Source organism: Actinomadura parmotrematis, from assembly GCF_019458805.1.
GTDB classification, from domain to species: Bacteria; Actinomycetota; Actinomycetes; order Streptosporangiales; family Streptosporangiaceae; genus Spirillospora; species Spirillospora parmotrematis.
Window position 1 is genome coordinate 66,884 of sequence record NZ_JAIBOA010000012.1, and the last position, 23,068, is coordinate 89,951.

22 protein-coding genes are annotated in these 23,068 nt (G+C 75.6%); 7 read left to right on the forward strand and 15 right to left on the reverse strand.

The features are described from left to right. Positions 1–57 precede the first annotated feature (57 nt). The gene (locus K1Y72_RS19505) at positions 58–339 is read left to right on the forward strand and encodes a DUF4242 domain-containing protein (protein ID WP_220167817.1); all 282 of its coding nucleotides are present in this window, start codon (positions 58–60) and stop codon (positions 337–339) included. Between the two features lie 168 nt (positions 340–507). Here the strand turns inward: K1Y72_RS19505 and K1Y72_RS19510 are convergent, their stop codons facing one another. Beyond that, on the reverse strand, positions 508–1,503 hold the full coding sequence (locus K1Y72_RS19510; protein ID WP_220167818.1) for a stage II sporulation protein M: 996 nt from the start codon (positions 1,501–1,503) through the stop codon (positions 508–510). An 82-nt stretch (positions 1,504–1,585) separates the two neighbouring features. Here K1Y72_RS19510 and K1Y72_RS19515 point away from each other — a divergent pair, with 82 nt between their 5' ends. Together K1Y72_RS19515 and K1Y72_RS19520 are read left to right on the forward strand one after the other, a co-directional pair. After that, a complete protein-coding gene (locus tag K1Y72_RS19515; RefSeq protein ID WP_220167819.1) occupies positions 1,586–2,470 on the forward strand; it encodes an RDD family protein in 885 nt (294 codons plus the stop codon). Between the two features lie 56 nt (positions 2,471–2,526). Then, positions 2,527–3,918: a cellulase family glycosylhydrolase gene (locus tag K1Y72_RS19520; RefSeq protein WP_220167820.1), complete on the forward strand. Its 1,392-nt coding sequence runs from the start codon at positions 2,527–2,529 to the stop codon at positions 3,916–3,918. On the opposite strand, the gene K1Y72_RS19525 is transcribed toward K1Y72_RS19520, so the two are convergent. The 4 genes from K1Y72_RS19525 to ahcY (K1Y72_RS19540) form a co-directional block, all read right to left on the reverse strand. Then, a complete protein-coding gene (locus tag K1Y72_RS19525) occupies positions 3,902–4,489 on the reverse strand; it encodes a hypothetical protein (protein WP_220167821.1) in 588 nt (195 codons plus the stop codon). The genes K1Y72_RS19520 and K1Y72_RS19525 overlap by 17 nt on opposite strands. Before the next feature lie 33 nt (positions 4,490–4,522). Continuing rightward, the gene (locus tag K1Y72_RS19530; protein ID WP_220167822.1) at positions 4,523–5,044 is read right to left on the reverse strand and encodes a hypothetical protein; all 522 of its coding nucleotides are present in this window, start codon (positions 5,042–5,044) and stop codon (positions 4,523–4,525) included. A 95-nt stretch (positions 5,045–5,139) separates the two neighbouring features. Continuing rightward, positions 5,140–6,399, reverse strand: coding sequence for an adenosylhomocysteinase (ahcY, locus tag K1Y72_RS19535; protein WP_220167823.1), 1,260 nt, complete (start codon positions 6,397–6,399; stop codon positions 5,140–5,142). Positions 6,400–6,491: 92 nt separating this feature from the next. Beyond that, on the reverse strand, positions 6,492–7,922 hold the full coding sequence (gene ahcY, locus K1Y72_RS19540) for an adenosylhomocysteinase (protein WP_220167824.1): 1,431 nt from the start codon (positions 7,920–7,922) through the stop codon (positions 6,492–6,494). 161 nt (positions 7,923–8,083) lie between these two features. Here ahcY (K1Y72_RS19540) and K1Y72_RS19545 point away from each other — a divergent pair, with 161 nt between their 5' ends. The 3 genes from K1Y72_RS19545 to K1Y72_RS19555 all read left to right on the forward strand — a co-directional run bounded on the left by K1Y72_RS19545 (position 8,084) and on the right by K1Y72_RS19555 (position 9,908). Then, on the forward strand, positions 8,084–8,428 hold the full coding sequence (locus K1Y72_RS19545; RefSeq protein WP_220167825.1) for a MerR family transcriptional regulator: 345 nt from the start codon (positions 8,084–8,086) through the stop codon (positions 8,426–8,428). A gap of 101 nt (positions 8,429–8,529) precedes the next feature. Further along, on the forward strand, positions 8,530–9,255 hold the full coding sequence (locus K1Y72_RS19550; RefSeq protein WP_220167826.1) for a hypothetical protein: 726 nt from the start codon (positions 8,530–8,532) through the stop codon (positions 9,253–9,255). A 314-nt stretch (positions 9,256–9,569) separates the two neighbouring features. Further along, complete coding sequence (locus K1Y72_RS19555) at positions 9,570–9,908, forward strand: hypothetical protein (RefSeq protein ID WP_220167827.1); 339 nt, start codon at positions 9,570–9,572, stop codon at positions 9,906–9,908. A gap of 184 nt (positions 9,909–10,092) precedes the next feature. On the opposite strand, the gene K1Y72_RS19560 is transcribed toward K1Y72_RS19555, so the two are convergent. The 7 genes from K1Y72_RS19560 to K1Y72_RS19590 form a co-directional block, all read right to left on the reverse strand. Continuing rightward, a complete protein-coding gene (locus tag K1Y72_RS19560; protein WP_220167828.1) occupies positions 10,093–10,764 on the reverse strand; it encodes a response regulator in 672 nt (223 codons plus the stop codon). A gap of 20 nt (positions 10,765–10,784) precedes the next feature. After that, complete coding sequence (locus K1Y72_RS37240; RefSeq protein WP_308287146.1) at positions 10,785–12,272, reverse strand: sensor histidine kinase; 1,488 nt, start codon at positions 12,270–12,272, stop codon at positions 10,785–10,787. A gap of 794 nt (positions 12,273–13,066) precedes the next feature. Next, positions 13,067–14,047, reverse strand: a complete 981-nt coding sequence (locus K1Y72_RS19570) for a cation diffusion facilitator family transporter (RefSeq protein ID WP_220167830.1) — start codon at positions 14,045–14,047, stop codon at positions 13,067–13,069. Further along, positions 14,048–15,199 (reverse strand): SIS domain-containing protein, encoded by a 1,152-nt coding sequence (locus K1Y72_RS19575; RefSeq protein WP_220167831.1) that lies wholly within the window; start codon positions 15,197–15,199, stop codon positions 14,048–14,050. Further along, positions 15,196–15,378: a Trm112 family protein gene (locus tag K1Y72_RS19580; RefSeq protein WP_220167832.1), complete on the reverse strand. Its 183-nt coding sequence runs from the start codon at positions 15,376–15,378 to the stop codon at positions 15,196–15,198. The genes K1Y72_RS19575 and K1Y72_RS19580 overlap by 4 nt, the downstream gene beginning before the upstream one ends. Next, positions 15,375–16,727, reverse strand: coding sequence for a phosphomannomutase/phosphoglucomutase (locus K1Y72_RS19585; protein WP_220167833.1), 1,353 nt, complete (start codon positions 16,725–16,727; stop codon positions 15,375–15,377). Before K1Y72_RS19585 ends, K1Y72_RS19580 begins: the two co-directional genes overlap by 4 nt. 104 nt (positions 16,728–16,831) lie before the next feature. Then, on the reverse strand, positions 16,832–17,227 hold the full coding sequence (locus K1Y72_RS19590; protein WP_220167834.1) for a DUF3499 domain-containing protein: 396 nt from the start codon (positions 17,225–17,227) through the stop codon (positions 16,832–16,834). A gap of 190 nt (positions 17,228–17,417) precedes the next feature. Between K1Y72_RS19590 and K1Y72_RS36420 the strand changes: the two genes are divergently transcribed. After that, the gene (locus K1Y72_RS36420) at positions 17,418–17,834 is read left to right on the forward strand and encodes a metallopeptidase family protein (protein ID WP_372452937.1); all 417 of its coding nucleotides are present in this window, start codon (positions 17,418–17,420) and stop codon (positions 17,832–17,834) included. Positions 17,835–17,842: 8 nt separating this feature from the next. Here the strand turns inward: K1Y72_RS36420 and K1Y72_RS19600 are convergent, their stop codons facing one another. The 3 genes from K1Y72_RS19600 to K1Y72_RS19610 all read right to left on the reverse strand — a co-directional run bounded on the left by K1Y72_RS19600 (position 17,843) and on the right by K1Y72_RS19610 (position 22,835). After that, a complete protein-coding gene (locus tag K1Y72_RS19600; RefSeq protein WP_220167836.1) occupies positions 17,843–19,273 on the reverse strand; it encodes a DUF5719 family protein in 1,431 nt (476 codons plus the stop codon). Further along, complete coding sequence (locus K1Y72_RS19605) at positions 19,270–22,395, reverse strand: glycosyltransferase (RefSeq protein WP_258572886.1); 3,126 nt, start codon at positions 22,393–22,395, stop codon at positions 19,270–19,272. The genes K1Y72_RS19600 and K1Y72_RS19605 overlap by 4 nt, the downstream gene beginning before the upstream one ends. A gap of 224 nt (positions 22,396–22,619) precedes the next feature. After that, entirely contained in the window at positions 22,620–22,835 is a 216-nt protein-coding gene (locus tag K1Y72_RS19610; protein ID WP_153537861.1) for a WhiB family transcriptional regulator, read from the reverse strand. Positions 22,836–23,068 lie beyond the last annotated feature (233 nt).

The window sequence follows — 23,068 nt, forward strand, 5'->3', positions numbered from 1 at the left end:
ATCGAGTTACGACGAAGCGGCCGGAATCAGTACGGCCGCCGGGAACGGGGAGAGACCATGCCGAAGTTCGTGATCGAGCGCACGCTGCCGGGTGCCGGGGACCTCAGCGGCGACGAGCTGCACGGCGTCGCCTGCAAGTCCAACGAGGTGCTGGACTCGCTGAACGGCGCGGCGCAGTGGATCCAGAGCTACGTCACCGACGACAAGCTGTTCTGCATCTACATCGCCGACAGCGCCGAGACCATCCGCGAGCACGCCCGCCGGGGCGGGTTCCCGTGCGACGCCGTGCACGAGGTGCGCACCGTCATCGACCCGACGACGGGCGAGAAGAGCGGCTGACCGCCGCATCCGAGGACCCGGCCGGGGGCACCCAGGGGGAATGGGGCACCGCAGCCCCCGGCCGAACCGCTCCGCCCCGGTCCCCGCTCCGCCCTTTGACGTCGGGCGGGCGGGGCCCGGCCGCGGGCCATCGGCCGGGCGACGGGGCGGGCGACGGCTGTCTGGGAGTCAGCCGGAGACGGGGGCGAGATCGGGACGTTCTCGGACGTCGCCGGTCTCGCCCTCGCGCACGGCGCGGCGGCCGAGCACCACGACGTAGGCGAGGAACGCGGCCTCGGCGACCACGCCGATGCCGATCCGCAGCCAGGTGGTGTGCACCCAGCCCGTCACGAAGCCCTCGATCAGGCCGGACACGAACAGCACCCCGACGAGGCCGATCGCGATGCTGACGGCGGCCCGGCCCTCCTCGGCGAGGGCCTGCCCGCGCCGCCGCGGCCCCGGGTCGATCACCGTCCAGCCGAGCTTCAGGCCGGCCGCGCAGGCCAGGTAGACGGCGGACAGCTCCAGCAGGCCGTGCGGCAGGATCAGCCCGAAGAACACCGCGCCCTTGCCGTGCGCGAACATCAGGCCCGCGCTCACGCCGAGGTTCAGCTGGTTGGCGAACAGCACGTACAGCGTCGGGATGCCGAGCAGGATCCCGAAGATGAGCGCGGTCGCCGACACCCACGCGTTGTTCGTCCACACCTTGAACGCGAACGAGGACGCCGAGTGCTCGGTGTAGTAGTCGGCGAAGTCGTGCTCGACGAGCTGCCGCACCTCGTACGGCGACCCGATGGACGCCTGCACCTCGGGGCTCTGCACGACCCAGATCGCCAGGGCGAGCGCGAACAGGTTGCCGAGGACGGCGATGCCGATCCACCAGTACCGCATCCGCCAGGCGGCGGCCGGGAACGAGACGGTGAGGAAGCGCGTCGCGTCCCGCCACATCGGCGCCCGCGCGCCCGCGACGGCGGCGCGGCCCCGCGCCACCAGCGACGACAGCCGCGCGACCAGGATCGGGTCGGGCGAGCTGGACCGCACCACCGACAGGTGCGTGGCGGTCCGCTGGTACAGCTCGACGAGCTCGTCGACCTCGGCGCCGGTGCGCTTGCGGCCCGAGCCGATCAGCCGCTCCAGGCGCTGCCACTCGGCGTTGTGCGCGGCGACGTAGGCATCGACGTCCATTCGGGTGAGACTAACGCGTCACCGCCCGGAGCGGGCAGAATGGACGCTCCACCCCCGCCGTTCCCTCGCCGAGGAGGACCCGTTGGCCGAGCTCGTCACCGGCGAGGCCGTCGCCCTCGACATCCGGGTCGCCCGGCTGGCGAGCCGCGGCTGCGCCCTGCTGCTCGACCTGTTCCTCCAGTACAGCATCCTCAGCGCGCTGGTCACCGCGGTGAGCGTGCTCAGCGCGTTCGGCGACCCGGCGTGGGCGGCGGGCCTCAGCGTGCTCGCCACCGTCGCCGTCGTCGTCGGCTACCCGTGCGTCTGCGAGACGCTGACCCGCGGCCGCACCGCCGGGAAGATGGCGTTCGGGCTCCGCGTGGTCGCCGACGACGGCGGGCCGGTCCGGTTCCGGCAGGCGCTCGTGCGGGCGCTCGCGGGGTTCGTGGAGTTCTGGGCGCTGGCCGCCGCGCCCGCGCTGATCTGCTCGATCTGCTCGCGCCGCGGCAAGCGGCTCGGGGACGTGTTCGCCGGCACCATCGTCATCCAGGAGCGCGTCCCCGCCAACTCGGCGTTCGGCGCCGTCGCGGTGATGCCGCCGCAGCTCGCCGGCTGGGCGCGGACGCTGGAGCTGTCGCAGGTGCCCGACGGGCTGGCGCTCGCCGCCCGCCAGTACCTCGCCCGGTTCTGGGAGCTGCAGCCGGAGGTCCGCGACGAGCTCGGCGCGCGGATCGCGGGCCGGGTCGCCGCCCTCGTGACGCCGCCGCCCCCGCCGGGCGTCCGCCCCGAGATCATGCTGTCGGCGGTGCTGGCCGAGCGGCGGTTCCGCGAGGAGCGGCGGCTCGCGCAGCGGGCGGCGCTCCGGTTCCGGCGGCGGGGCGGGACGCCGCAGCCCGCGCCGTTCCCGGCGCCCGCGCCCGTGCCTGCGCCGGTGCCCGCCGGGGCGTGGCCGCAGGCGTGGCCACAACAGGACGCCTGGCGCCGGTGACCGCCACGGGCTGACCGGGCACCCTACTCCGAAGAAGTTTCACATTCGGAGGCGACATGCGCGCTGCCCCGCCCGCGTCCCTGCTGCTGCCGCTCCTCACGGCCGCCGCCCTGCTGTTCCCCGTCGCGCCCGCCCGCGCCGCACCCGCGCCGCCGCCCCCGCTGATCACCGACGACCGGGGGCGGGCGCTCGTCCTGCACGGGCTGAACACCGCCGGCAGTGCCAAGGGCCCGTCCGGGCTGCCGTGGATCACCCGCGCCGACGTCGCCCGCGAGGTGCGGGCGATGGGCACGAACTCGGTCCGCTACCTGATCCAGTGGAAGAACGTCGAGCCCTCCCCCGGCCGCTACGACGAGAAGTACCTCGACGCCGTCGCCGAGCGGATCGGCTGGTACCGCGAGCAGGGCGTGCACGTCGTCCTGGACATGCACCAGGACATCTACGGCCCCGCCGCCTGCGCGGGCGCCGGGAACGGCGCGCCCGCCTGGGCGACGTTCACCGACGGCCTGCCCTGCACGCCGCAGACGCCGTGGGTGCTGACCTACCTCCAGCCCGCCGTGCTTCGCGCCTACGACAACTTCTGGAACCACACCGGGAGTCACCCGGAGCTGATGCGGCGGTACACCGCGATGTGGCGGCACGTCGCGGCGCGCTTCGCCGCCGACCCGGCCGTACTCGGCTACGACCTGATGAACGAGCCGTTCGGCGGGACACGCCAGTTCGGCTTCTTCGAGACGCCCTCGCTGACGCCGTTCTACCAGCGCCTCGTGACCGCGATCCGGTCGGTGGACCGCGACGGCTGGATCTTCGCCGAGCCACAGGCGCTCGGCCCCAACGAGGGCCTCGGCACCTCCCTCGGACCGATCGCCGACCCGCGCCCGGGCGGGCCGCGCGTCGTCCTCGCCCCGCACCTGTACCCCGGCGGCGTCGACATCGGCGGCTCCTACACCGGCGCGGCCAAGGCGCTCGTGCAGGCACAGTTCGCGCTGTGGAAGGCGAACATGCCGAGTGCCGCGCGCCGCCTCGGCACGCCCATGTGGCTCGGCGAGGTCGGCGGCATCCCCGGCTCGGCGGGCGGCGCGCTCGACTACACCGCCGACTGGCTGGCGCTGGCCGACGGGCTCGGCGTCGGCTGGGCCTACTGGTCCAACGACCCCGGCGACGTCACCGACGCGGCCGGGAACCTCACCGCCGTCGGCCGCCTGCTGGCCCGCCCCTACCCGCGCGCCGTCGCGGGCACCCCCACCAGGATCGCCTACTCCGCCGGGGCGCTGACGGTGTCCTGGCGCGACCGGGCCGGCGCTAGCGGGCCGACCGAGATCTGGTTCCCGACCGCGCCCCGCGTGACGTCCACCGACCCGCGCTGGAGCTGGGACGCGGCCCGCCACGTGCTGTCGGTCTGGCCCGCGAAGGGCCGCGCCGACCACACCGTCACGCTCCGCCCGTGACGAGGTTGGGCGGGGACGCGAGGGCGGCCAGCTCGATGCCGGGGGCGTCCAGCACGACGTCCCCGGCGAGGTGGACCGCCCACGCCTCGGCGGTCTCCAGGTCGGCGACCTCGTAGCGCTCGACCGGCAGCGGCGCCGTCTCGGTCGCGTGCTCGGTGACGTCGGCGAGCCGCCAGCGCTGCCGCACGGTGAGCGCCGCCAGCGACGGCCCGCCGAGCCGGACGAGCGCGACGTCGCGCTGCGCGCCCGGCTCCAGGCGGAGCCAGCGGGCGACGGCGACGAGGAAGGCGGGCGACTCGCCGACGAACGCCGCCGCGCGGGCGCCGTGCTCGTCGCCGGTCCCGCCCGCCGCCCGCACCCAGGCCAGCTCGTTGCCGGTGACGCCGCCCCGCACCCACCGCTCCCCCGCCGCGACCTCGACGCGGATCTGCCGCCACCGGCCGTCCACGACCAGGTCGGTCCGGACGCCGTCGGCGCGCGTCCCGACGTACCGCCACCCGCCCGCGCCGGGCGCGCACTGGAAGGTCTCCTCGATCTCGCCGTCGAGGTGCAGGTACGTTCCGCTCGGCATCCGCCGACGCTACTGCACGCCGGGAGCGGGCGGTCAGCGGCCCATGTAGCCGTCGAGGGCGGCGACGCAGGCGTCGCGGCGGGCGGCGTCGGGGAAGCGGCGGGCGCACTCGGTGCGCGTCCAGGACGGGCCGGCCGGGGGTTTCGGGCGGGCCTTGGGCCTCGCCTTCGGGCGGCGGGCCGGGGTGTGGCGGCGCTGTGCGGCGGCGGTTCGCGGCGCCGCTTTCGGGCGGGCCGTTGGGGGGCGGCGCGGGCGCACGTGTCGTTCCTCGGTCACGGCGTGCACGGGCGGGACGGGCACGCTCACGACGGGCGGTGCGGGCGCCCGTCGCGTCGGGGAAGGCGGCGGCGCGGGCAGGGCGGGGGCCTGGGCGGCGGGCGCGGCGAGGGGCGCGCGGGCGGGCTCCGGCCAGGCGGCCCAGCCGAGGCCCGCGACGGCGAGGACGGCCGCCGCCAGCGCGCCGCCCGCCAGCAGGCGCCGCCACCGGCGGGACGCCTCCGGCGCCGCGCGCAGGTAGGCGGACGGGGGGAGCTTGCCGGGACGGGCATGGGCCATGAGGCGATCCTCACCGCTCCCCCGCGCCGGGGCACGGCATCGCGGCGGTCGTTGCACGCCTGCAACCTGCCGTGCACGTGCAGCTACGCTGTGTGTCAGGAACCGAGCCGCCAGGAGTGCAGGTAGTCCTCCTGGTCGGGTGTCAGCACGTCGATAGAGATCGCCATGGCGGCCAGCTTCAGCCGCGCCACCTCGGTGTCGATCTCCTTCGGCACCTCGTGCACGGCCGGCGCGAGCGCCGCGTGCTCGGCGGCGAGCCAGGCGCAGGCGAGCGCCTGGTCGGCGAACGACATGTCCATGACCGCGGCCGGGTGCCCCTCGGCGGCGGCGAGGTTGACCAGGCGGCCTTCGGCGAGCAGCACGAGGCGGCGCCCGTCGGCGAGGACGTACTCGTCGGCCTGCGGCCGCACGTCCCGGTGCACCTCGACGGCCAGCGCCGCCAGCGCCGGGATGTCGATCTCCACGTCGAAGTGGCCGGAGTTGGCGAGGATCGCGCCGTCCTTCATGACCGCCAGGTGCGTCCCGTCGATCACCTCGCGGTTGCCGGTGACGGTGATGAACACGTCGCCGTGGCGCGCGGCGTCGGCCATCGGCATCACCGAGAAGCCCTGGTGGACGGCGTCCAGGGCCTTCACCGGATCGATCTCGGTGACGACGACGCGGGCGCCGAGGCCGCGGGCCCGCTCGGCGAGGCCGCGCCCGCAGTACCCGAACCCCGCGATGACGATCGTCTTGCCGGCGAGCAGGGTGTTGGTGGCGCGGACGATGCCGTCCAGCGTCGACTGGCCCGTCCCGTACCGGTTGTCGAACATGTGCTTGGTGTCGGTGTCGTTGACCGCCACCATCGGGAACCGCAGCGCGCCCTCGCGGGCCATCTGGTGCAGCCGGATGACGCCGGTCGTCGTCTCCTCGCAGCCGCCCTTGACGCCGTCCAGCAGGTCGGTGCGCTCCAGGTGCAGGATGTTGACCAGGTCGCAGCCGTCGTCCAGGACCAGGTCGGGGCCGATCTCCAGCGCCTGGTGGATGTGCCGGTAGTAGCCCTCCCGGTCGATGCCCGCGCGCGCGTACACCTCGGCGCCGTACTCGACGGCGAGCGCCGCCGCCGTGTCGTCCTGGGTGGACAGCGGGTTGGACGCGGCGAGCGCGACCCGCGCGCCGCCCGCCTGGAGCGTGCGGATCAGGTTCGCGGTCTCGGTCGTGACGTGCATGCACGCCGCGACCCGCAGCCCGTCCAGGGGGCGCTCGGCGGCGAACCGCTCGCGGATCCGGCGCAGCACCGGCATGGTGCGGTCGGCCCACTCGATCCGCTTGGCGCCCTCGTACGCCAGGGACGGGTCCGCGATGTCGCTGCTCAACTGGGTCGTCCCCCTCGGATGGCGCGGCCGCCGCGCGCGTCCTCGCGGGGACGCGGGCGGCGGCCGTCGGTCGTCGCGCTACCGGGTACCGGTCAGTAGCGGTAGTGGTCGGGCTTGTAGGGGCCCTCGACGTGGACGCCGATGTAGTCGGCCTGCTGCTTGGTGAGCTCGGTCAGCTTCACGCCGAGCGCGTCCAGGTGCAGGCGGGCGACCTTCTCGTCCAGGTGCTTCGGCAGCACGTACACCCCGACCGGGTACTCCTCGGTCTTGGTGAACAGCTCGATCTGCGCGATGACCTGGTTGGTGAAGGAGTTCGACATGACGAACGACGGGTGGCCGGTGGCGCAGCCGAGGTTCATCAGCCGGCCCTCGGCGAGCACCAGGATGGAGTGGCCGTCGGCGAACCGCCACTCGTGCACCTGCGGCTTGATCTCGATCTTCTCGATGCCCGGGATCCGGGCCAGGCCGGCCATGTCGATCTCGTTGTCGAAGTGCCCGATGTTGGACACGATCGCCTGGTGCTTCATCCGCTCCATGTGGTCGGCGCGGATGATGTTGAAGTTGCCGGTGGTCGTCACGAAGATGTCGACCTGGTCCACCACGTCGTCCAGGCGGGCGACCTGGAAGCCGTCCATGGCGGCCTGCAGCGCGCAGATCGGGTCGATCTCGGTGACGATGACGCGGGCGCCCTGGCCCTTCAGCGCCTCCGCGCAGCCCTTGCCGACGTCGCCGTAGCCGGCGACCAGCGCGACCTTGCCGCCGATCAGCACGTCGGTGGCGCGGTTCAGGCCGTCGATCACCGAGTGGCGGCAGCCGTACTTGTTGTCGAACTTGGACTTGGTGACCGAGTCGTTGACGTTGATCGCCGGGAAGGCGAGGGTGCCGGCCTTCGCCATCTCGTACAGGCGGTGGACGCCGGTCGTGGTCTCCTCGGTGACGCCCTTGACGCTCGCGGCCGTCTCGGTCCAGCGGCCGGGGGTCTCGCCGATGGTGCGGCGCAGCGTCTCCAGGATGATCCCCCACTCCTCGGGGTCGTCCTCGGCGGCGGCGGGGACGGCGCCCGCCTTCTCGTACTCGGCGCCCTTGTGCACGAGCAGGGTGGCGTCGCCGCCGTCGTCCAGGATCATGTTCGGGGCGGAGCCGTCGGGCCAGCGGAGCGCCTGGTCGGTGCACCACCAGTACTCCTCCAGCGTCTCGCCCTTCCAGGCGAACACCGGGACGCCCTTCGGGTCGTCGACGGTGCCGTCGCGGCCGACGACGATCGCGGCGGCGGCGTGGTCCTGGGTGGAGAAGATGTTGCAGGACACCCAGCGGACGTCGGCGCCGAGCTCCACCAGCGTCTCGATCAGCACCGCGGTCTGGATGGTCATGTGCAGCGAGCCCATGATCTTCGCCCCGCTGAGCGGCTTGGTGTCGGCGTACTCCTCGCGCACCGACATCAGACCGGGCATCTCGTGCTCGGCGAGCCGGATCTCCCGGCGCCCGAAGTCGGCCAGGGAAAGGTCGGCGACCTTGAAGTCCATGCTGTGGTTGCTCCTTGAGTCCGGGTCGTCGGCCGCCGTGGTCGCGCGGGGACGCGCAGGGGACGCGCGGGGCCGGGTCCACGAGCGAGTCTAGGTCGCCCCCGCCCTCCGAGGCACGGCCGGGAGCGCATTTCTGACACGGATTTGTCAGAATCGGCTCCATGCGCATCACGGAGGCCGCCCGGCGGCTCGGCACCTCGCCCCGCATGCTCCGCTACCGGGAGTCCCTCGGCCTGCTCCCGCCGACCCGCGACACCGGCCACGGCGGCCACCGCCGCTTCGGCGACGCCGAGCTGCGCGCGGTCGCCCTGGCCCTGGCGCTGGAGAAACGCTACGACGTCGGCCCCGCCGAGCTCGCCTTCGGCCTGCGCGTCCTTGCCGAACCCGAGGTGCAGGCCCGCGTCCGCGAGCTGGGCGAGCGCATCGGCCGCGTCTCCGCCCCGCCCGCCCGCGCCCTGGACTTCGAGAAGGAGAAGGCCCTCCGCCTCCTCCAGCGCCGCCGCTGACCTCTCGGGCGGCACCCGGATGGACGGATCGCCCGCCCATGTCCGGCTCGCCCGTTACGCTCTCCCGCACTCCACCGCGACGAGACCCGCAAGGCGGACACATGAGGGAACGCATCTACCAGGTGCTCGGCGTCATCGGCGGGATCGTCCTGCTGTTCGGCGGCATCTCCCAGATGGGCGACAAGGAGGTGAAATGCGGCGGCCAGGTGATGCGACCGGGCGACATCTGCAACGAGATCCGCCGCGGCCACTCCACCCGGCGCACCTACGACGAACAGAAGTCCAGCAACCACACCTGGGCCGTCGTCATGGCGATCGGCGGGCCGCTGCTGACGATCGGCTGCGGGGTGTGGCTCGTCACCTCGCTCCGCCGCCCGCGCCCGAGCACGAGCGCATACCCCCACCCCCGGCCCTACCCCGCCGGTCCCCCGCAGCCCTACCCCGCCGGCCCTCCCCAGGGAACGCCCTACGCCGCCGGTCCCTCACACCCCCAGCCCTACGCCGCCGGCCCGCACTACCCCGCCGGTCCCTCACAACCTCAGCCCTACGCCGCCAGCCCGCCACAGCCCTACGCAGCCGGACCGCCGCAGGGGGCGCCCTATGCCGCCGGTCCCTCGCAACCCCAGCCCTACTCCGCCGCCCTGCCGCAGCCCTACGCGGCCGGGCCGCCGCCGGGAGCGCCCTACGGCGCCGGCCCTCCGCCCGGCTACGGCCAACCCCAGCAGTACGGCCCGCCGCAGGGCCACCAGCAGCCCCAGCCGTACGCCCAGCCCCAACAGCCCCCGCCGCCGCACCCGCCCCAGCCCGGCGGCCCCCACGGCCACTGACCACGACCACCCTCCGCCAACCCCGCCACCGGCGATGACCACCCGCCCACCACACGTTGAGATGCGGCGTGTTGGGCACTTTCGATCTTCAAAGTGCCCAACACGCCGCATCTCAACTTTGGACGACCACCTGGTCATGGGCGGTTGGGCGGGCTGCTTGCCGGTCGGCCGCTGCCGCCCGGCGGGGCTGGGAGCGGGGCGTCCCGGGACGGTGTTCCGGGTGGCGGCGGGACGGTGCTCCCGCGCGCCTGGTGCGGCCCGGCTGCGACGCTCGGGGCACGCCCTGATCAGGGGCCGTGACGGGAGGAGCAGCCATGACGGGAACGGGACGGAAGCGGTGGGGGCGGCGGGCGGGCGTCGTCGCGGTGGGCGTGCTGGCGGCCGCCGGGGGAATCGCCGTGGCGGGCTCGCCCGCGCAGGCGGCGCCGTCCGCCTGCACCTTCACGTGGGGCGGCGGCAAGTCCCTCACGACGGCCTGCGCGGAGGGCGACGGCCAGTACCGCACCAAGCTCCTGTGCGGGCGCACCGGCCAGATCCCGTCGCGCCTCACCTACTACGGGCCGTGGGTGGCCGCCGGGCCCGGCACCCGGTCCGTCGCCACCTGCCTGGCGATCTCCAGCTACGCCATCAGCGGCAGCATCGAGGCCGCCTGACACCTCGGCGGACGCGGCGGCGGGCATGCCGCCTGACGCGGCGGCGGGCACGGCGGCGACGGACGTGGCGGCGGGCATGGCAGCGGCGGGCATGGCAGCGGGCATGGCGGTGGCGGACGCGGCGGTAGGCACGGCGGTGGGCGCGTTAGGTGTCCGTGCCGCCAGGGACGCGGCGGCGGGCGCGTCAGCCGTCCGCGCCGCCGGGGACGACGACGCCGGACTCGTAGGCGAGCATGACCGCCTGCGCCCGGTCGCGCAGGCCGAGCTTGGTGAAGACCCGCGCGACGTGCGTCTTCACGGTGTGCTCGCTGACGAACAGGCGCGCCGCGATCTCGGCGTTGGACAGCCCGCCCGCGATGAGCACGAGGACCTCGCTCTCGCGGGCGGTCAGCGTCGCCAGCTCCGCCGGCGCCTGCGGCCGGTTGCGCCGCTGCCTGGTGAACTCGCGGATGAGGCGCCCGGTGACCTGCGGGGCGAGCAGCGCGTCGCCGCGCGCGACGACCCGCACCGCCGACACCAGCTCCTCGGCCGTCGCGTCCTTCAGCAGGAACCCGCTCGCGCCGACCGCGAGCGCCTCGTAGACGTACTCGTCGACGTCGAAGGTGGTGAGGACGAGGACGCGGACGCCCTCGGCGGCCGGCGCGGCGAGGATCCGGCGGGTCGCCTCGATGCCGTCCATGTGCGGCATCCGGATGTCCATCACCACCACGTCGGGCCGCTCGGCGGCGGCGAGGCGGACGGCGTCGCGGCCGTCGCCGCCCTCGCCGACCACGGTGATGTCGGGCTGGGCGTTCAGCAGCGCGGCGAAGCCGGCCCGCACGATGGTCTGGTCGTCGATGACGATGACCTTGATCAACGTCGCTCCCGGGTCGGTGGTCAGCGCGGCGCGTCGCGGGCGGGGGTCCCCTCCCGGTCCAGCGGGAGGTCCGCCGCCACCACGAACCCGCCCTCGGTGGCGGGGCCGGCGGAGAACCGTCCGCCCAGCATGGTCGCACGTTCCCGCATCCCGACGAGCCCGTGCCCGGAACCGGCCGGTCCCTCGACGCGGGTGCGGCCCGCCGGGCCGGCCGGGCGGCCGAGGACCTGCGTCCGCGCGTCCGCGCCGCCGTCGCTGACCCGGACCTCCAGGCGGTCGGGCAGGTAGGCGAGGTCGACGTGGACGGCCGCGCCGGGCGCGTGCCGGCGGGCGTTGGTGAGGGCCTCCTGCACGATCCGGTACGCCGACAGCTCGACCGTCGTGGACAGCGTCCGCGCGTCGCCGCGCACGGCGAGGTCGACGCGGCCGCCGGCGCCGCGGTGCTGGTCGAGGAGCTCGGGCAGCCGGTCGAGGCGCGGCTGCGGCGCCGACTCGGGCTCGGCCCGCGCGTCGGCGCGCAGCACCGACAGGAGGCGGCGCATCTCCACCAGCGCGTCGCGGGCCGTCCGGGCGATCTCGGCGTAGCCGTCGCGGGCCTGCGGGGACAGGCCGTCCATGGTGTAGGGCGCGGTCTCCGCCTGCACCGCGATCATGGAGACGGAGTGCGCGACGACGTCGTGGAGCTCGCGGGCGATGCGGGCCCGCTCGCGCATGACGGCCTGCTCGCGCTGCACGGCGGTGAGGCGGGTCAGCGTCTCGCTCGTGCGCTCGGCGGCGGCGGCCTCCGTACGCGCGGACGTCTCCACCGTCCGGCGGGCGTCGCCGAGGCCGATCGCGGCGAGCACCGCGACGACGGCGGCCGGCCAGGGGACGTCGTCCAGGGTGCCGGTCGCGAGGTAGACGACGGCGACGGTCGCGGCGGCGCCGGCCGCGAGCATTCCGGCGGACTGGCGCGGGAGCTGCCGGCCGAGCGCGTACAGCGTGTACAGCGCGCCGAGCGTCGTGGTGATCAGCAGGGTCTGGCCGGTGAGCAGCCCGGCGGCGAACGCGCCGAGGGCGGTCGCGGCGACGGGCCGCAGGTACTCGCGGCGCCAGATCAGCGGCAGCGTCGAGGCGACCGCGAACGCGCCCGCCAGGCTGAGCGGCGACGCCACCCGCGGCGCGAGCTCGGCGAGCGCGGCGACCGCGAGCGCGAGGCCGGTCAGCGGCGCGAAGTACCAGGATCCGGCGACCTCCGCCCACGCGTTGGTCCAGCGCGGCAGCGGCGCCGTCGCGGTGACTCCCGGCGCGGGCGCCGGGCCGCCGGTCAGCTTGGCGGTGAGCCGCCGGCCGAGCGGCCGGAGCAACCGCCCCGCGCCCGTCAGCACCCACAGCAGGAGCTGCCCGACGCCCGCGACGACGCGCCCCGACAGCCGCCACGCGTGGCGGGCGAGGGCGGGGCCGAACGCCGTGGGCGCGGCGGGCGGGGCGGGGTGCGGGGCGGGCGGCGGGGACGGGTCGGTGCTCACGCCTTCCATGGTTACCCGGTGATCGGCGTGCCCGCCTCACCGGGCGGAGCCATAAGGCGGACCCGTATCCCCCTGGAGGACGACACGGTTTCCCTCCTTTCGGTGGACGCCCCGGCGACCTGCGGGAACGTAGTGTTCTGGGTGTGACCGCGACACGGTGGCCCGGCCGGCTAGGGGGTTCGGCCGGCCACCGCAGTCACACCAGAACCGCCCGGGAATTCAGGGGCCCGGGCGGGGAGCATGGGAAGGCGCCCTCGCCGGCCGGACGCGCGCGTGCCCCTTCGCGGGGCACGAACGGTCTTGCCTGGGCTGGGGACGATCGGCGCCGCGCCGGCCGGTGAGGGGACCGCCTCCCGCACGAGACCCCGCCGAGAACTGACGGCCCCGCACCCGGGCCGCCGCATGATGAAGGCGCCCGCCGAGTGTCCCCGGCGGGCGCCTTCGTCGTATCCGCGGCGTTCGCGCGGCGCGCGGTCGCGCGCGGTCGGGAAGACGCGGTGGTCTCCGCATCGCCGTGTCCGCAGCGCTCGCGCGGCGCGCGGTCGCGCGCGGTCGGGAAGACGCGGCGGTCTCCGCCTCGTCGTGTCCGCAGCGTTCGCGCGGTGCGCGGTCGGGAAGACGCGGCGGTCTCCGCATCGCCGTGTCCGCAGCGCTCGCGTGGTGCGCGGTCGCGCGCGGTCGGGAAGACGCGGTGGTCTCCGCATCGTCGTGTTCGCAGCGCTCGCGTGGTGCGCGGTCGGGAAGATGCGGCGGGCTCCGCATCGTCGTGTTCGCAGCGCTCGCGTGGTGTGCGGTCAGGAGGACGCGGCGGTCTCCGCGTCGCCGGTCTTCGCGGTCGGCTCGGGAACGTCCTGCTGGCCGCCGGCGTCGCCCTCCAGGTCGGGCTCCAGGTAGATCAGCCGGGCCTCGGGGAACTGGCCGCGGATCTTGGCCTCGGCGGCGTTGATGCCGCGGGCGACCTGCCCGGCGGTGTCGTCGTGGTTCACCGCGATCTTCGCGGCGATGAGCAGCTCCTCGGGGCCGACGTACTCGGTCCGCATGTGGATGACCCGGTCGACCTCGGGCACCGACTCCAGGCAGGCCACGATGCGGTCCTGGACCTCGGGGTCGGCGCCCTCGCCGATCAGCAGGCTCTTGGTCTCGATGGCGAGGACGGTGGCGACGAGGCCGAGCAGCACGCCGATGCCGACGGTGCCGACGCCGTCCCAGGTGCCGTCGCCGGTGAGGACGGCCATGGAGACGCCGAACAGGGCGAGGACGAGGCCGATGAGGGCGGCGAAGTCCTCCAGCAGGACGACCGGCAGCTCGGGCGCCTTGGCGCGGCGGATGAACTGCACCCAGGACCGGTCGCCGCGGGAGGTGTTCGACTCCTTGATCGCGGTGCGGAAGGAGAAGGACTCCAGCAGGATCGCGAAGATCAGCACGCCGAACGCCCAGCCGGGCGACTCCACGTGGTGCGGCTCGATGATCTTCTCGACGCCCTCGTAGAGCGAGAACGCCGACCCGACGGTGAACAGCACGACGGCGACGACGAAGGCGTAGAAGAACCGCTCGCGCCCGTAGCCGAAGGGGTGCTTCGGCGTGCGGTCGCGCTCCGAGCGCTTGCGGCCGAGGATGAGCAGGCCCTGGTTGCCCGAGTCGGCCACCGAGTGGATCGACTCGGCCAGCATCGAGGACGACCCGGTGAACAGGAACGCCACGAACTTGGCCACCGCGATCCCCAGGTTGGCGCCCAGCGCCGCGATGATCGCTTTGGACCCGCCCTCTGCACTCATCTACACAATCCTCGCTTTGAGCTCTTGGATGGCCGACACCGGCGTGGGGTCCACGCCGAGCGCGATAGCCAAGTAAACCGTGACGTAGTCCGCCAAAGCGATCAGCGAGGCGATCCGTTCCAGCGGATGGTCGCCCTCGGCGGCGATCTCCGTCACCGCCACGCCGCGTGCCCGCGCGAGCTCCACCGAAACCTCGCGGCGCTTGCTCACCTGCGGGTGCTCGTCGGTGTCGCGCAGCACGACCAGGTGCAGGCCGTGCTCGGCGTCGTCCACCCGGTCGCGGAAGAAGTCGTCGTCATCGTCGCCGTCGGCCGCGCCGGACCCACCGCGGGCGAAGAACCCGTCGAAGGCGACCACCTGGTTGTGGTCGGCCTCCGGCAGCTCCCCGAACACGCCGGGGTACTTGGCGTTCTCGTTGAGCTGGCAGCAGAACCGGTAGGCGGCGGCGGCCGCGAGCGGCGAGGAGCCCCACACCATCGGGACGTCGCCGGCGAGCTCGGCGGCGATCCGCTTGGCCGGGTTCACGAACGTCTCGCTGCCCGGACGGCAGCGGTGCGCGACCTCCTCCAGCCGCGCGGCGACCGCCTCCAGCAGCGCGTCCGGCGCCCGCACGAGGCCGAGCTCGCGGGCCGCGACGATCAGCGGGACGGTGAGGCCCCACAGCGTCGAGCGCGGCTGCCCGACCGAGCGGACCGGGACGAACGGGCCGCGGCTCTGCTCGGCGAGGCCCGCGAGCGGCGAGCCCTCCCCGCCGACGAACAGCATCCGGCAGCCGCGGCGGACCGCCTCGGCGGCGACGGCGAGGGTCTCCTCGGTGCTCCCCGAGCAGGACACCGCCATCACCAGGTCGGCGGCGCCGACCCAGCCGGGCAGCCGGTAGCCGCGCACCGTCACGATCGGGATGGGGCAGCCGGGTCCGCAGACGGCGGCGAGGACGTCACCGCTCATCCCCGAGCCGCCCATGCCAGCGACCACGATCGCGCGGGGCCGCCCGTCGGCGGCGAGCGCCGCGACCCCGGCCTCGGCCGCGAGCAGCAGCGCCTCGCGGACCTGCGCGGCGGACGAGGCCACCTGGCGGAGCATCCCCTCCGGGTCGGCCGCCTCGATCGCCGCCAGGTCCTCCAGCCGGCCGGTGTCGAGGCCGCCCGTCATGAGGCCGGGGCCCGCGCCTCGTCGACGAGCAGCACCGGGATGTCGTCGCGCACCGGGTACACGTAGTGGCACGGGCCCGTGCAGGCGAGCTCGGCGGCGGCCTCGTCGGCGCGCAGCGTTCCCTTGCAGTTCGGGCAGGCCAGGATCTCCAGCAGCCAGGAGTCGAGCTTCACCGTCATGTCCCCCTCACAATGGCCAGCACCTCGTCGCGGAGCGCGGCCATGGACGGACCGTCGGCGGCCTCCGCGTTGAGGCGCAGCAGTGGCTCGGTGTTGGACGGGCGCAGGTTGAACCAGCCGCCGCCGGCGGCGACGGTCAGCCCGTCCAGTTCGTCGATCGTAACGCCGGGGCGCTCCTCGAACGCCCGGCGGACCCGCGCGGTCGCGGCGGCCTGGTCGGCCACCTCGCTGTTGATCTCCCCGGACGCCGCGTAGCGGGTGTACTCGGCGAGCAGCTCCGACAGCGTCCGCGCGTCCTGCTCGCCGAGGGCGGCGAGGACGTGCAGCGCGGCGAGCATGCCCGAGTCGGCGAACCAGAAGTCGCGGAAGTAGAAGTGCGCCGAGTGCTCGCCGCCGAACACCGCGCCCGTCTCGGCCATCGTCTGCTTGATGAACGAGTGCCCGACGCGGGTGCGGACGGGCTTCCCGCCGTGCTCGGCGATGATCTCCGGCACCGCCCGCGAGGTGATCAGGTTGTGCACGATCGGCGCGCCGGGGTGCTTGGCCAGCTCGCGCGCCGCGACCAGCGCGGTGACCGCGGACGGGGAGACGATCTCGCCGCGCTCGTCCACGGCGAAGCAGCGGTCGGCGTCGCCGTCGAAGGCCAGGCCGATGTCGGCGCCGGTCTCGCGGACCTTCGCCTGCAGGTCGCGCAGGTTCGCCGGCTCGATCGGGTTGGCCTCGTGGTTCGGGAAGGTCCCGTCGAGCTCGAAGTAGAGCGGGACGAGGTCGATCGGCAGCCCGGCGAGGACGGTCGGGACGGTGTGGCCGCCCATGCCGTTGCCGGCGTCCACGACGACCTTCAGCGGGCGGATGCCCGACAGGTCGACCAGCGTCTTCAGGTGGTCGGCGTAGCCCTGGAGCATGTCGCGCCGCGTGACGGCGCCGGGCTTGCCGTCGAAGGCGGGGACGCCGCTCTCGACGAGCGCGCGGATGTCGGCGAGGCCGGTGTCGCGCCCGATCGGGCGGGCGCCGCCGCGGCACAGCTTCATGCCGTTGTAGCGGGCCGGGTTGTGGCTGGCGGTGAACATGGCGCCGGGCAGGTCCAGCACGCCGCTCGCGTAGTAGAGCAGGTCGGTGGACCCGAGGCCGGCCTCGATCACGTCGGCGCCCTGCGCGGTCGCGCCGCGCGCGAAGGCGGCGGCGAGCGGGACCGAGGAGGCGCGCATGTCGTGGGCGGTGACCACCGCGTCCGCGCCGGTCACCCGGACGAACGCCGCGCCGACGGCCTCGGCGGTGGCCTCGTCCAGCTCGGCCGGCACCACGCCGCGGATGTCGTACGCCTTGAAGATCTTGGCGGGGTCGCCCAACTCCGGTCTCCTGTCCGTCGGTCCTGCGGCCCACGAGCCTACCGGCGCGGGCGGCCCGGACAGGTCCGACCTGACGGGAAAGGGCGGTGTGCGCCGCGCGCGCGTCAGTCCTGGACGGGCGGGGCGCCGGCGGGCTGGCTGCCGGCGGGCTCGGAGCGCAGGACGCGCAGGTGGCCGCGGCGCCCTATCTCGGTGCCCTGGCCGACGGGCTCGGCGCCGGGCGCGCCGCTCGGGCGCGCGGCCTCGCGGACGGCGTCGGCGAGCGCCTCCAGGTCGTCGGCGCTCGGCTCGGATCCGGTCTCCACCGGCAGGCGGACGAGCTCCCACCCCATGGGGGCGGTGAGGCGTTCCGAGTGCTCCGCACACAGGTCGTAGCAGTGCGGCTCGGCGTACGCGGCGAGAGGACCCAGGACTGCGGTGGAATCGCGGTAGACGTACGTGAGCGTGAACACTGCGGACGCCTTGCAGGCGGTACGGGAGCAGATGCGGGCGGGGCTCACGATGGCCGACCGTACCCCGCCGCCGCCGACTCCGCCACCACCCCCGTGCACGTGTCGCCGTTACCGGACAATTTCCGCGATAACAATTACATTCCGTCCCGCTACGGATGCGGAGCGCTTCCGGGCGGCCCGCGCGAGGGCCGGACGGCACCCCGGACCCGGCGGTAGGCTGGGACGCGTGCGACCCCGTGTGGTTGGCGTGCGGCGCCGCGACCGGCACGGTCGCGGGGTTCGCGGCCCCTTGACCCCTCCGCAGGTGCCGGCCTCCCGCAGCCGGGCCGAGCGGTTCGACGACCTCGTCGAGGGCGAGGTGCGGCGCCTCGGCGCCCGCTTCGAGCAGGAGCTCGCCCGGGTGGAGTTCGCCGTCGAGGAGGTCCCCGACGTCGACCCGGGCGACGACGCGCCCGTCCCCCTCGTGCTGACCGAGCCCGGCGAGCAGGGCCGCCCCGTGCGCATCGTCGTGTACCGGCGGCCCGTGCAGGTCCGCGCGTCCGGCGACCCGGAGACGGCCCGGCTGGTCCGCGAGCTGCTCACCGAGGAGATCGCCGACCTGCTCGGCCTGTCCCCCGAGTCCGTCGACCCCGGCTACGACGGCCCGGAAGACTGACCTTCCGGCTACCGCACCAGGGTGCGGCCGGTGTCGCCCGCGGGTGGCAGGGCCGTGGTGACGGCGGCAGGGAACAGTGGCAGGACGGTCAGGCGCTTCGCCTCGGTCATCGTCCGCGCGGCGTGCACCGGGCCGGAGCCGGGCAGCGGGACGATCCACGCGCCGCCGGCGCTCAGGCCGAGGGCCTTCTCGACGGTGCGGCCCGCCGGGACGGCGACCTCCTGCGCGGCGCCGGGCGCCCCGAGCGGGACGATCCGCACCTTCGCCGCCCCGTCCGGCGCGGTGAGCAGCACCGACGCCGCGTAGCGGGTGTCGGCGACGACCGCACCGTCGGCGCCGATCGGCGGGGTCGCCGAGCCGTAGGCGACGTCGCCGCCCGCGGAGGCGTCGAACCCCGCGATGATCGGCCGGTCGGCGACGAGGCGGATCGCGGCGGGCTTGCCGAGCAGCGCGCCGTTCAGGTCGACGGCGGTGACGGTGCGGCCGGGCGCGTCCAGCTCGTCCTGGCCCTGCGGCGCGAATGCGCCGGCGGACGTCAGCACCTGGACGCGGACGCGGGCGTCGCCCTCGCCGGGCACCGCGAGGGCGAGGCGGCGCGCGCCGCCGCCGCTCGGGACGCCGGGGACGAGCACCGAGCGGGCCGGGGCGGGCGACAGCGGGAGCCAGTCGACGCCCTGGCCGGCGCCGCTGCGGACCCGGACGGCGGCGGCGACGCGGCCGGTGGTGGCGCGCACGCTCAGCGCCATGTCGCGAGCGCCGGCGACGACGGCGCCGAGCCCTTCGGGCGACCGGCCGATCTCGATGACCTTGCTGCCGTGGCCGGGGACCTGGGTGCCGCGCCCCTCGACGGTGTCGAGGGGGCCGTCGTCCGACAGCGCGGCGAGGTCCACCGCCGCCGGGGCGGGGTCGGGGTTGGTGAGCAGCACCTCGACGCGGTCGGCGGCGGCGGGGCCGGGGCCGAGGAACCACAGGTCGGTGCCGGGCGGGGCGCAGCGGGTCGCGGCGAGGCCGCGGTCGTCGCCCTTGGCGCGGTAGGAGGTGCGCTCGGCGGCGAGGCCGGCGGCGAGCCCGCCGGACGCGATGACGGTGCGGGCGGCGGGCGCGCGGGCGTCGTCGTGGGTCCAGGCGTGCCCGGCCTGGGTGGTGGACAGCAGCGGCAGCCCGGTGCCGGCGGGCTGGACGGTGAGCTGGCCGGCGCCGCGCGAGCGGTCGGCGGGCAGCGTCTGCACGGTCGTGCGGCCGCCGTCGCCGCCGGGGCAGACGAGCAGCGCGGCGGTGACGGGCGAGTGCCCGCCGCGCGGGGCGGCGCGGGCGCCGGGCCGCGACAGGTCGGCGGCGCCGTACAGGGCGGCGCCCGCGACCAGCACCAGGAGCGCGGCGACGGCCCGGTAGCGCAGCAGCCCGGCCGCGCCGCCCAGGTCGATGCGCGGCGCCCTCACGCGGGCACCTCCTCGTGCTCGGCGCGGACGGCCGCGGTCTCGCCGGTGCGGCGGCGCCGGCCGCCCGCGCGGCGGCGGGGCGCGCTGAAGGTGTCGAGCTGCGCGCCGGGCAGCGCGAGGACGAGGACGGCGAGCGCCGCCGCGCCCTGGATCCACAGCCAGCCGTGCCGGAGCAGCATCCCGCGCCGCTGGTCGAAGACGCCGCCGGCGGGCGGGATGCGGTAGCCCTGCGCCCAGCCGTCCACGGTCAGCGACGGCACGTCGCGGCCGTCGAGAGTGGCGTGCCAGCCGCCGTCGGCGGGTTCGGCGAGCAGCAGGATCCGGCCCGGCGGGCCGGGCGGGACGCGGACCGGCCCGGACGCGGGCAGCGGGACCAGCGCGCCGCTCGTGTCGAGCATGCGGCGGCCGGCGTCGGGCTGCACCCGCCAGACGGCGAAGGTCGCGGTGCGGCTCAGCCGCGACAGCTCGGGCGTGGCGTCGAGGACGGCGGTGAGCGGCGACCGTCGCGGGTCGTTGACCAGCAGGTACTGCACGCCCATGCGGGCGAGCGCCGTCCCGTCGTCGCCGGGCCGGTTCACGGCCATCGCGGCGGCGAGGCCGTCCATGCGGTGGCGGGCGCGGTCGTCGGCGGGCGTCTCGGCGTCGCCGAGGACGGGCGCGGCGCCGCGCAGCACGCTGTAGGAGATCCGCCCGTCCGGCTCGGCGCGCAGGGCGAGCGTGCGCGGCCCGGCGGGGCCGGCGAGGTAGCCGGGGACGGTGTCGGGGTCGACGCGGCCGAGCGGCCCGCCCGCCCCGTCCAGGATCCAGGACCCGGCGGCGAGGATCGGGGTGGCGACCGCCGCCGCGAGGACCGCCCAGGCGAACGGCCGGGTGCGGCGGGTCGCCCGGACCGCGCGGCGGACCGCGACGGCGACCGCGGCGAGCAGCCCGGCGGCGGCGACCAGCAGCACCGCGCCCGGCCAGGCCGGCGCCGGGTCCGGGCCCCGGGTGACGGTGATCGCCGCGGTGAGCAGGGCGACGAGCAGCGCCGACACCGCGAGCAGCCAGCCCGCCAGCGCGACGCGCCGCCCGCCGCGCAGCCAGAGCGCGCCGAACGCGGCGACCGGCAGCCCGGCCGTCGCCCAGTACGGCGGGGTGCCGGGGCCGCCGGGGTTCAGCGTGAGCAGCTCGGCGGCGGTCGCGGGCGCGTAGGGCGCGTTCAGGCCCGCCTCCAGCAGGAACCGCGACGGGTGCGCCAGCAGGCCGAGCGTCCAGGGCAGGCAGAGCAGCGGCGGGACGCCGAGCGCGATCACCAGGCCGCGGCGTACGCGCCCGCCCGGCCGTCCCGCGAGCGCCCAGGCCGCGCCGCCGCCGAGCACGGCGAGCAGCCACGTCAGCGGGACGAACGCGAACGCGACGGCGAGCAGCAGCCCCGTCGCCCATGCCGCCCGCCCCGCCTTGCGGCGTTCGGCGGACGGGTCCAGCATCCGCGCCGCCTGGACGGCGACGAGCGGCAGCAGCACGACGACGACGGCGCTGCCGAGCCGTCCCCCGGCGATCGCGCCGGTCGCGGTCGGCAGCAGCGCGTAGGTCGCGGCGAACCAGACGCGCAGCGGGTACGCCGCGCGCGGCAGCAGCAGCCGGGACGCGCGGTAGGCGGCCAGCCCGGCGAGCGGAACGCTGCCGAGCAGCAGCAGCGCGACGGCCAGCCACGGCTTGCCGAGGGTGAGCGACGACAGCAGCGCGACGACGCCCACCCACGGCGGGCTGCCCGCGGCCGAGCCGAGCCCGGCCGGATGCCAGCCCGCCAGGTACTGGTGCCACAGGTCGCTCGCACCCGCCACCGGCGGCGCCAGCGCGCCGCCGCCAAGGCGGCCGCCCGCGAACGGCAGCGACCGCTCGGCCGCCGGCGTGACGGCGCAGAGCGCCACGACGAGCGGCACGGCGGGGCGGGCGAGGAGCCGCCGCAGCGGTCCCGGGCCCTCGGGGACGGGCGCCGCGTCGCGCTCGCGGTCGCGCTCCTCGTCGCTCGGCGCGAGCCGGTCGGCGACCGTCTCGTACAGGCGGCGCAGCGCGACGCCGCGCGGCTGGAAACGGCGCACCGTCCGGTACACCTGCTTGCGGCCGTCCGCGCGGTCGGCGCGCACCCGCCGGAAGCGTCCGGGACGTCCGGCGACGGCGGCGAACGCGGCGAGCTCGTCGCGGGCGGCGCCCGGCTGCTTCACCGCGAACAGCACGAGCGCCCGCATCAGCGCGGCCCAGCCGTTGCGGAGCAGCGCGCGCGGCAGGCGGCGCAGCGGCAGGTTGCCGAGCAGCGCGTACAGCGCGTTGCGGCGGTCGCGGCGGCGCGGGCTCTCGGACGTCATGCCGATGGTGCGGAGGCCCCGCCGGGACGCCTCGGCGTGGTACACGACCGCGCCGGTGACGACCATCACGCGGTGGCCGGCGGCGTGCGCCCGCCAGCAGAGGTCCAGGTCGTCGCGGAACAGGCCGAACTCGACGTCGAAGCCGCCGAGCCGGTCCCACACGTCGCGGCGGACGAGCATCCCGGCGCTGCTGACGGCGAGGACGTCGCGGTCGCCGTCGCGCTGGCCCTGGTCGAACTCGCGGCCGTCCAGGCCGGTCTCGCGGCGGGTCGCGCCGTCGACGGCGACGCCGACCTCCAGCAGGACGCCGCGGTCGTACCAGTCGCGCAGCTTCGGCCCGAGGACGGCGGCGCGCGGGTCGGCGTCCGCGGCGCGCAGCAGGGCGGCGAGGGCGTGCCGGTCGGGGGCGGAGTCGTCGTGCAGGAGCCAGATCCACTCGGTCGCGGGACCGGCGCCCGGGTCCGCCGGGGCGCGCGCGGCGGCGGGGTGGCGGAGCGCCTCGGCGATCGCCTCGCCGTAGCCGGTGGTGCGGGGCAGCGCCAGCACCGCGTCCGCGCCGACGACCTCCGCGAGCACCGCGGCGCCCCGGTCGCGGCTCCCGGTGTCGGCGGCCACCAGCGCGTCGGGCGGGCGGGCCTGTGTGAGCAGGGCCTTCAGCGTGTCGGGCAGCCAGCGCACGCCGTCGTGCGCGACCAGGACGGCGGTGACGCGGTGCCCGGCGGCGGGCCGGGGCGGGGCCGGGCGGTGCTCGTGCGGGGGGTCGAGAGAGGGCGGCAAGGGAGGCGCTCGCTCTGGGTGGGGGAAAGGCAGCAGCCGTGCCGGCATGCTGCCGGCACGGCTGCCAACTGTACGCGCGAGCCGCCGGAACCGTCCCGAATCCCCTTATTTAGGGGTTTTCGACCGGGGGTGGTCCGCCGGGCCGCGCGGTCCGTCGCGCCCGCCCGTCCGCCCCGCCGCGCCCGTCCCGTCCCCGCTCGGGCGGGCCCGTCCGGGCGGCGGCGTCAGACGGCCTGGCGCTTCAGCTTGCGACGCTCCCGCTCCGACAGCCCTCCCCAGATACCGAAACGCTCGTCGTGCTGAAGCGCGTACTCCAGGCACTCAGCCCGCACCTCACATGCCCGGCACACCTTCTTGGCTTCGCGAGTGGAGCCGCCCTTCTCTGGAAAGAACGCCTCCGGGTCCGTCTGCGCGCACAGGGCGCGCTCCTGCCAGCCCATCTCTTCGCCGTCGTCTGTGCCGTGCGCCAGCGGGATCACTACCTCGCTCACAGCGCACCTCCTAGCCCGTGGAGCCCCCTGGTCAATGCCTTCCCTCGAGCTCCATCCCCCCGAGAAGGCATAGAACTACACTCACGAAATTACACGTGTGTAGCGCCCGCTCCGTCAAGCGGAACAAGTTTGCCCTGGGGCAAAGATGGGTTTTTGGGGCATCAGCGCGATCTGCTTTGGCC

What these genes read in the sequence shown, in the direction of transcription:
- K1Y72_RS19530 (WP_220167822.1), bottom strand. Translation starts at nt 5,044, where the DNA reads ATGGCCCATGCCCGTCCCGGCAAGCTCCCCCCGTCCGCCTACCTGCGC.
- K1Y72_RS19580 (WP_220167832.1), bottom strand. Translation starts at nt 15,378, where the DNA reads ATGACGGTGAAGCTCGACTCCTGGCTGCTGGAGATCCTGGCCTGCCCG.
- K1Y72_RS19525 (WP_220167821.1), bottom strand. Translation starts at nt 4,489, where the DNA reads ATGCCGAGCGGAACGTACCTGCACCTCGACGGCGAGATCGAGGAGACC.
- K1Y72_RS19570 (WP_220167830.1), bottom strand. Translation starts at nt 14,047, where the DNA reads ATGAGTGCAGAGGGCGGGTCCAAAGCGATCATCGCGGCGCTGGGCGCC.
- K1Y72_RS19545 (WP_220167825.1), top strand. Translation starts at nt 8,084, where the DNA reads ATGCGCATCACGGAGGCCGCCCGGCGGCTCGGCACCTCGCCCCGCATG.
- K1Y72_RS19550 (WP_220167826.1), top strand. Translation starts at nt 8,530, where the DNA reads ATGAGGGAACGCATCTACCAGGTGCTCGGCGTCATCGGCGGGATCGTC.
- K1Y72_RS19610 (WP_153537861.1), bottom strand. Translation starts at nt 22,835, where the DNA reads ATGGGCTGGCAGGAGCGCGCCCTGTGCGCGCAGACGGACCCGGAGGCG.
- K1Y72_RS19520 (WP_220167820.1), top strand. Translation starts at nt 2,527, where the DNA reads ATGCGCGCTGCCCCGCCCGCGTCCCTGCTGCTGCCGCTCCTCACGGCC.
- K1Y72_RS19505 (WP_220167817.1), top strand. Translation starts at nt 58, where the DNA reads ATGCCGAAGTTCGTGATCGAGCGCACGCTGCCGGGTGCCGGGGACCTC.
- K1Y72_RS19555 (WP_220167827.1), top strand. Translation starts at nt 9,570, where the DNA reads ATGACGGGAACGGGACGGAAGCGGTGGGGGCGGCGGGCGGGCGTCGTC.
- K1Y72_RS19575 (WP_220167831.1), bottom strand. Translation starts at nt 15,199, where the DNA reads ATGACGGGCGGCCTCGACACCGGCCGGCTGGAGGACCTGGCGGCGATC.
- K1Y72_RS19510 (WP_220167818.1), bottom strand. Translation starts at nt 1,503, where the DNA reads ATGGACGTCGATGCCTACGTCGCCGCGCACAACGCCGAGTGGCAGCGC.
- ahcY (WP_220167824.1), bottom strand. Translation starts at nt 7,922, where the DNA reads ATGGACTTCAAGGTCGCCGACCTTTCCCTGGCCGACTTCGGGCGCCGG.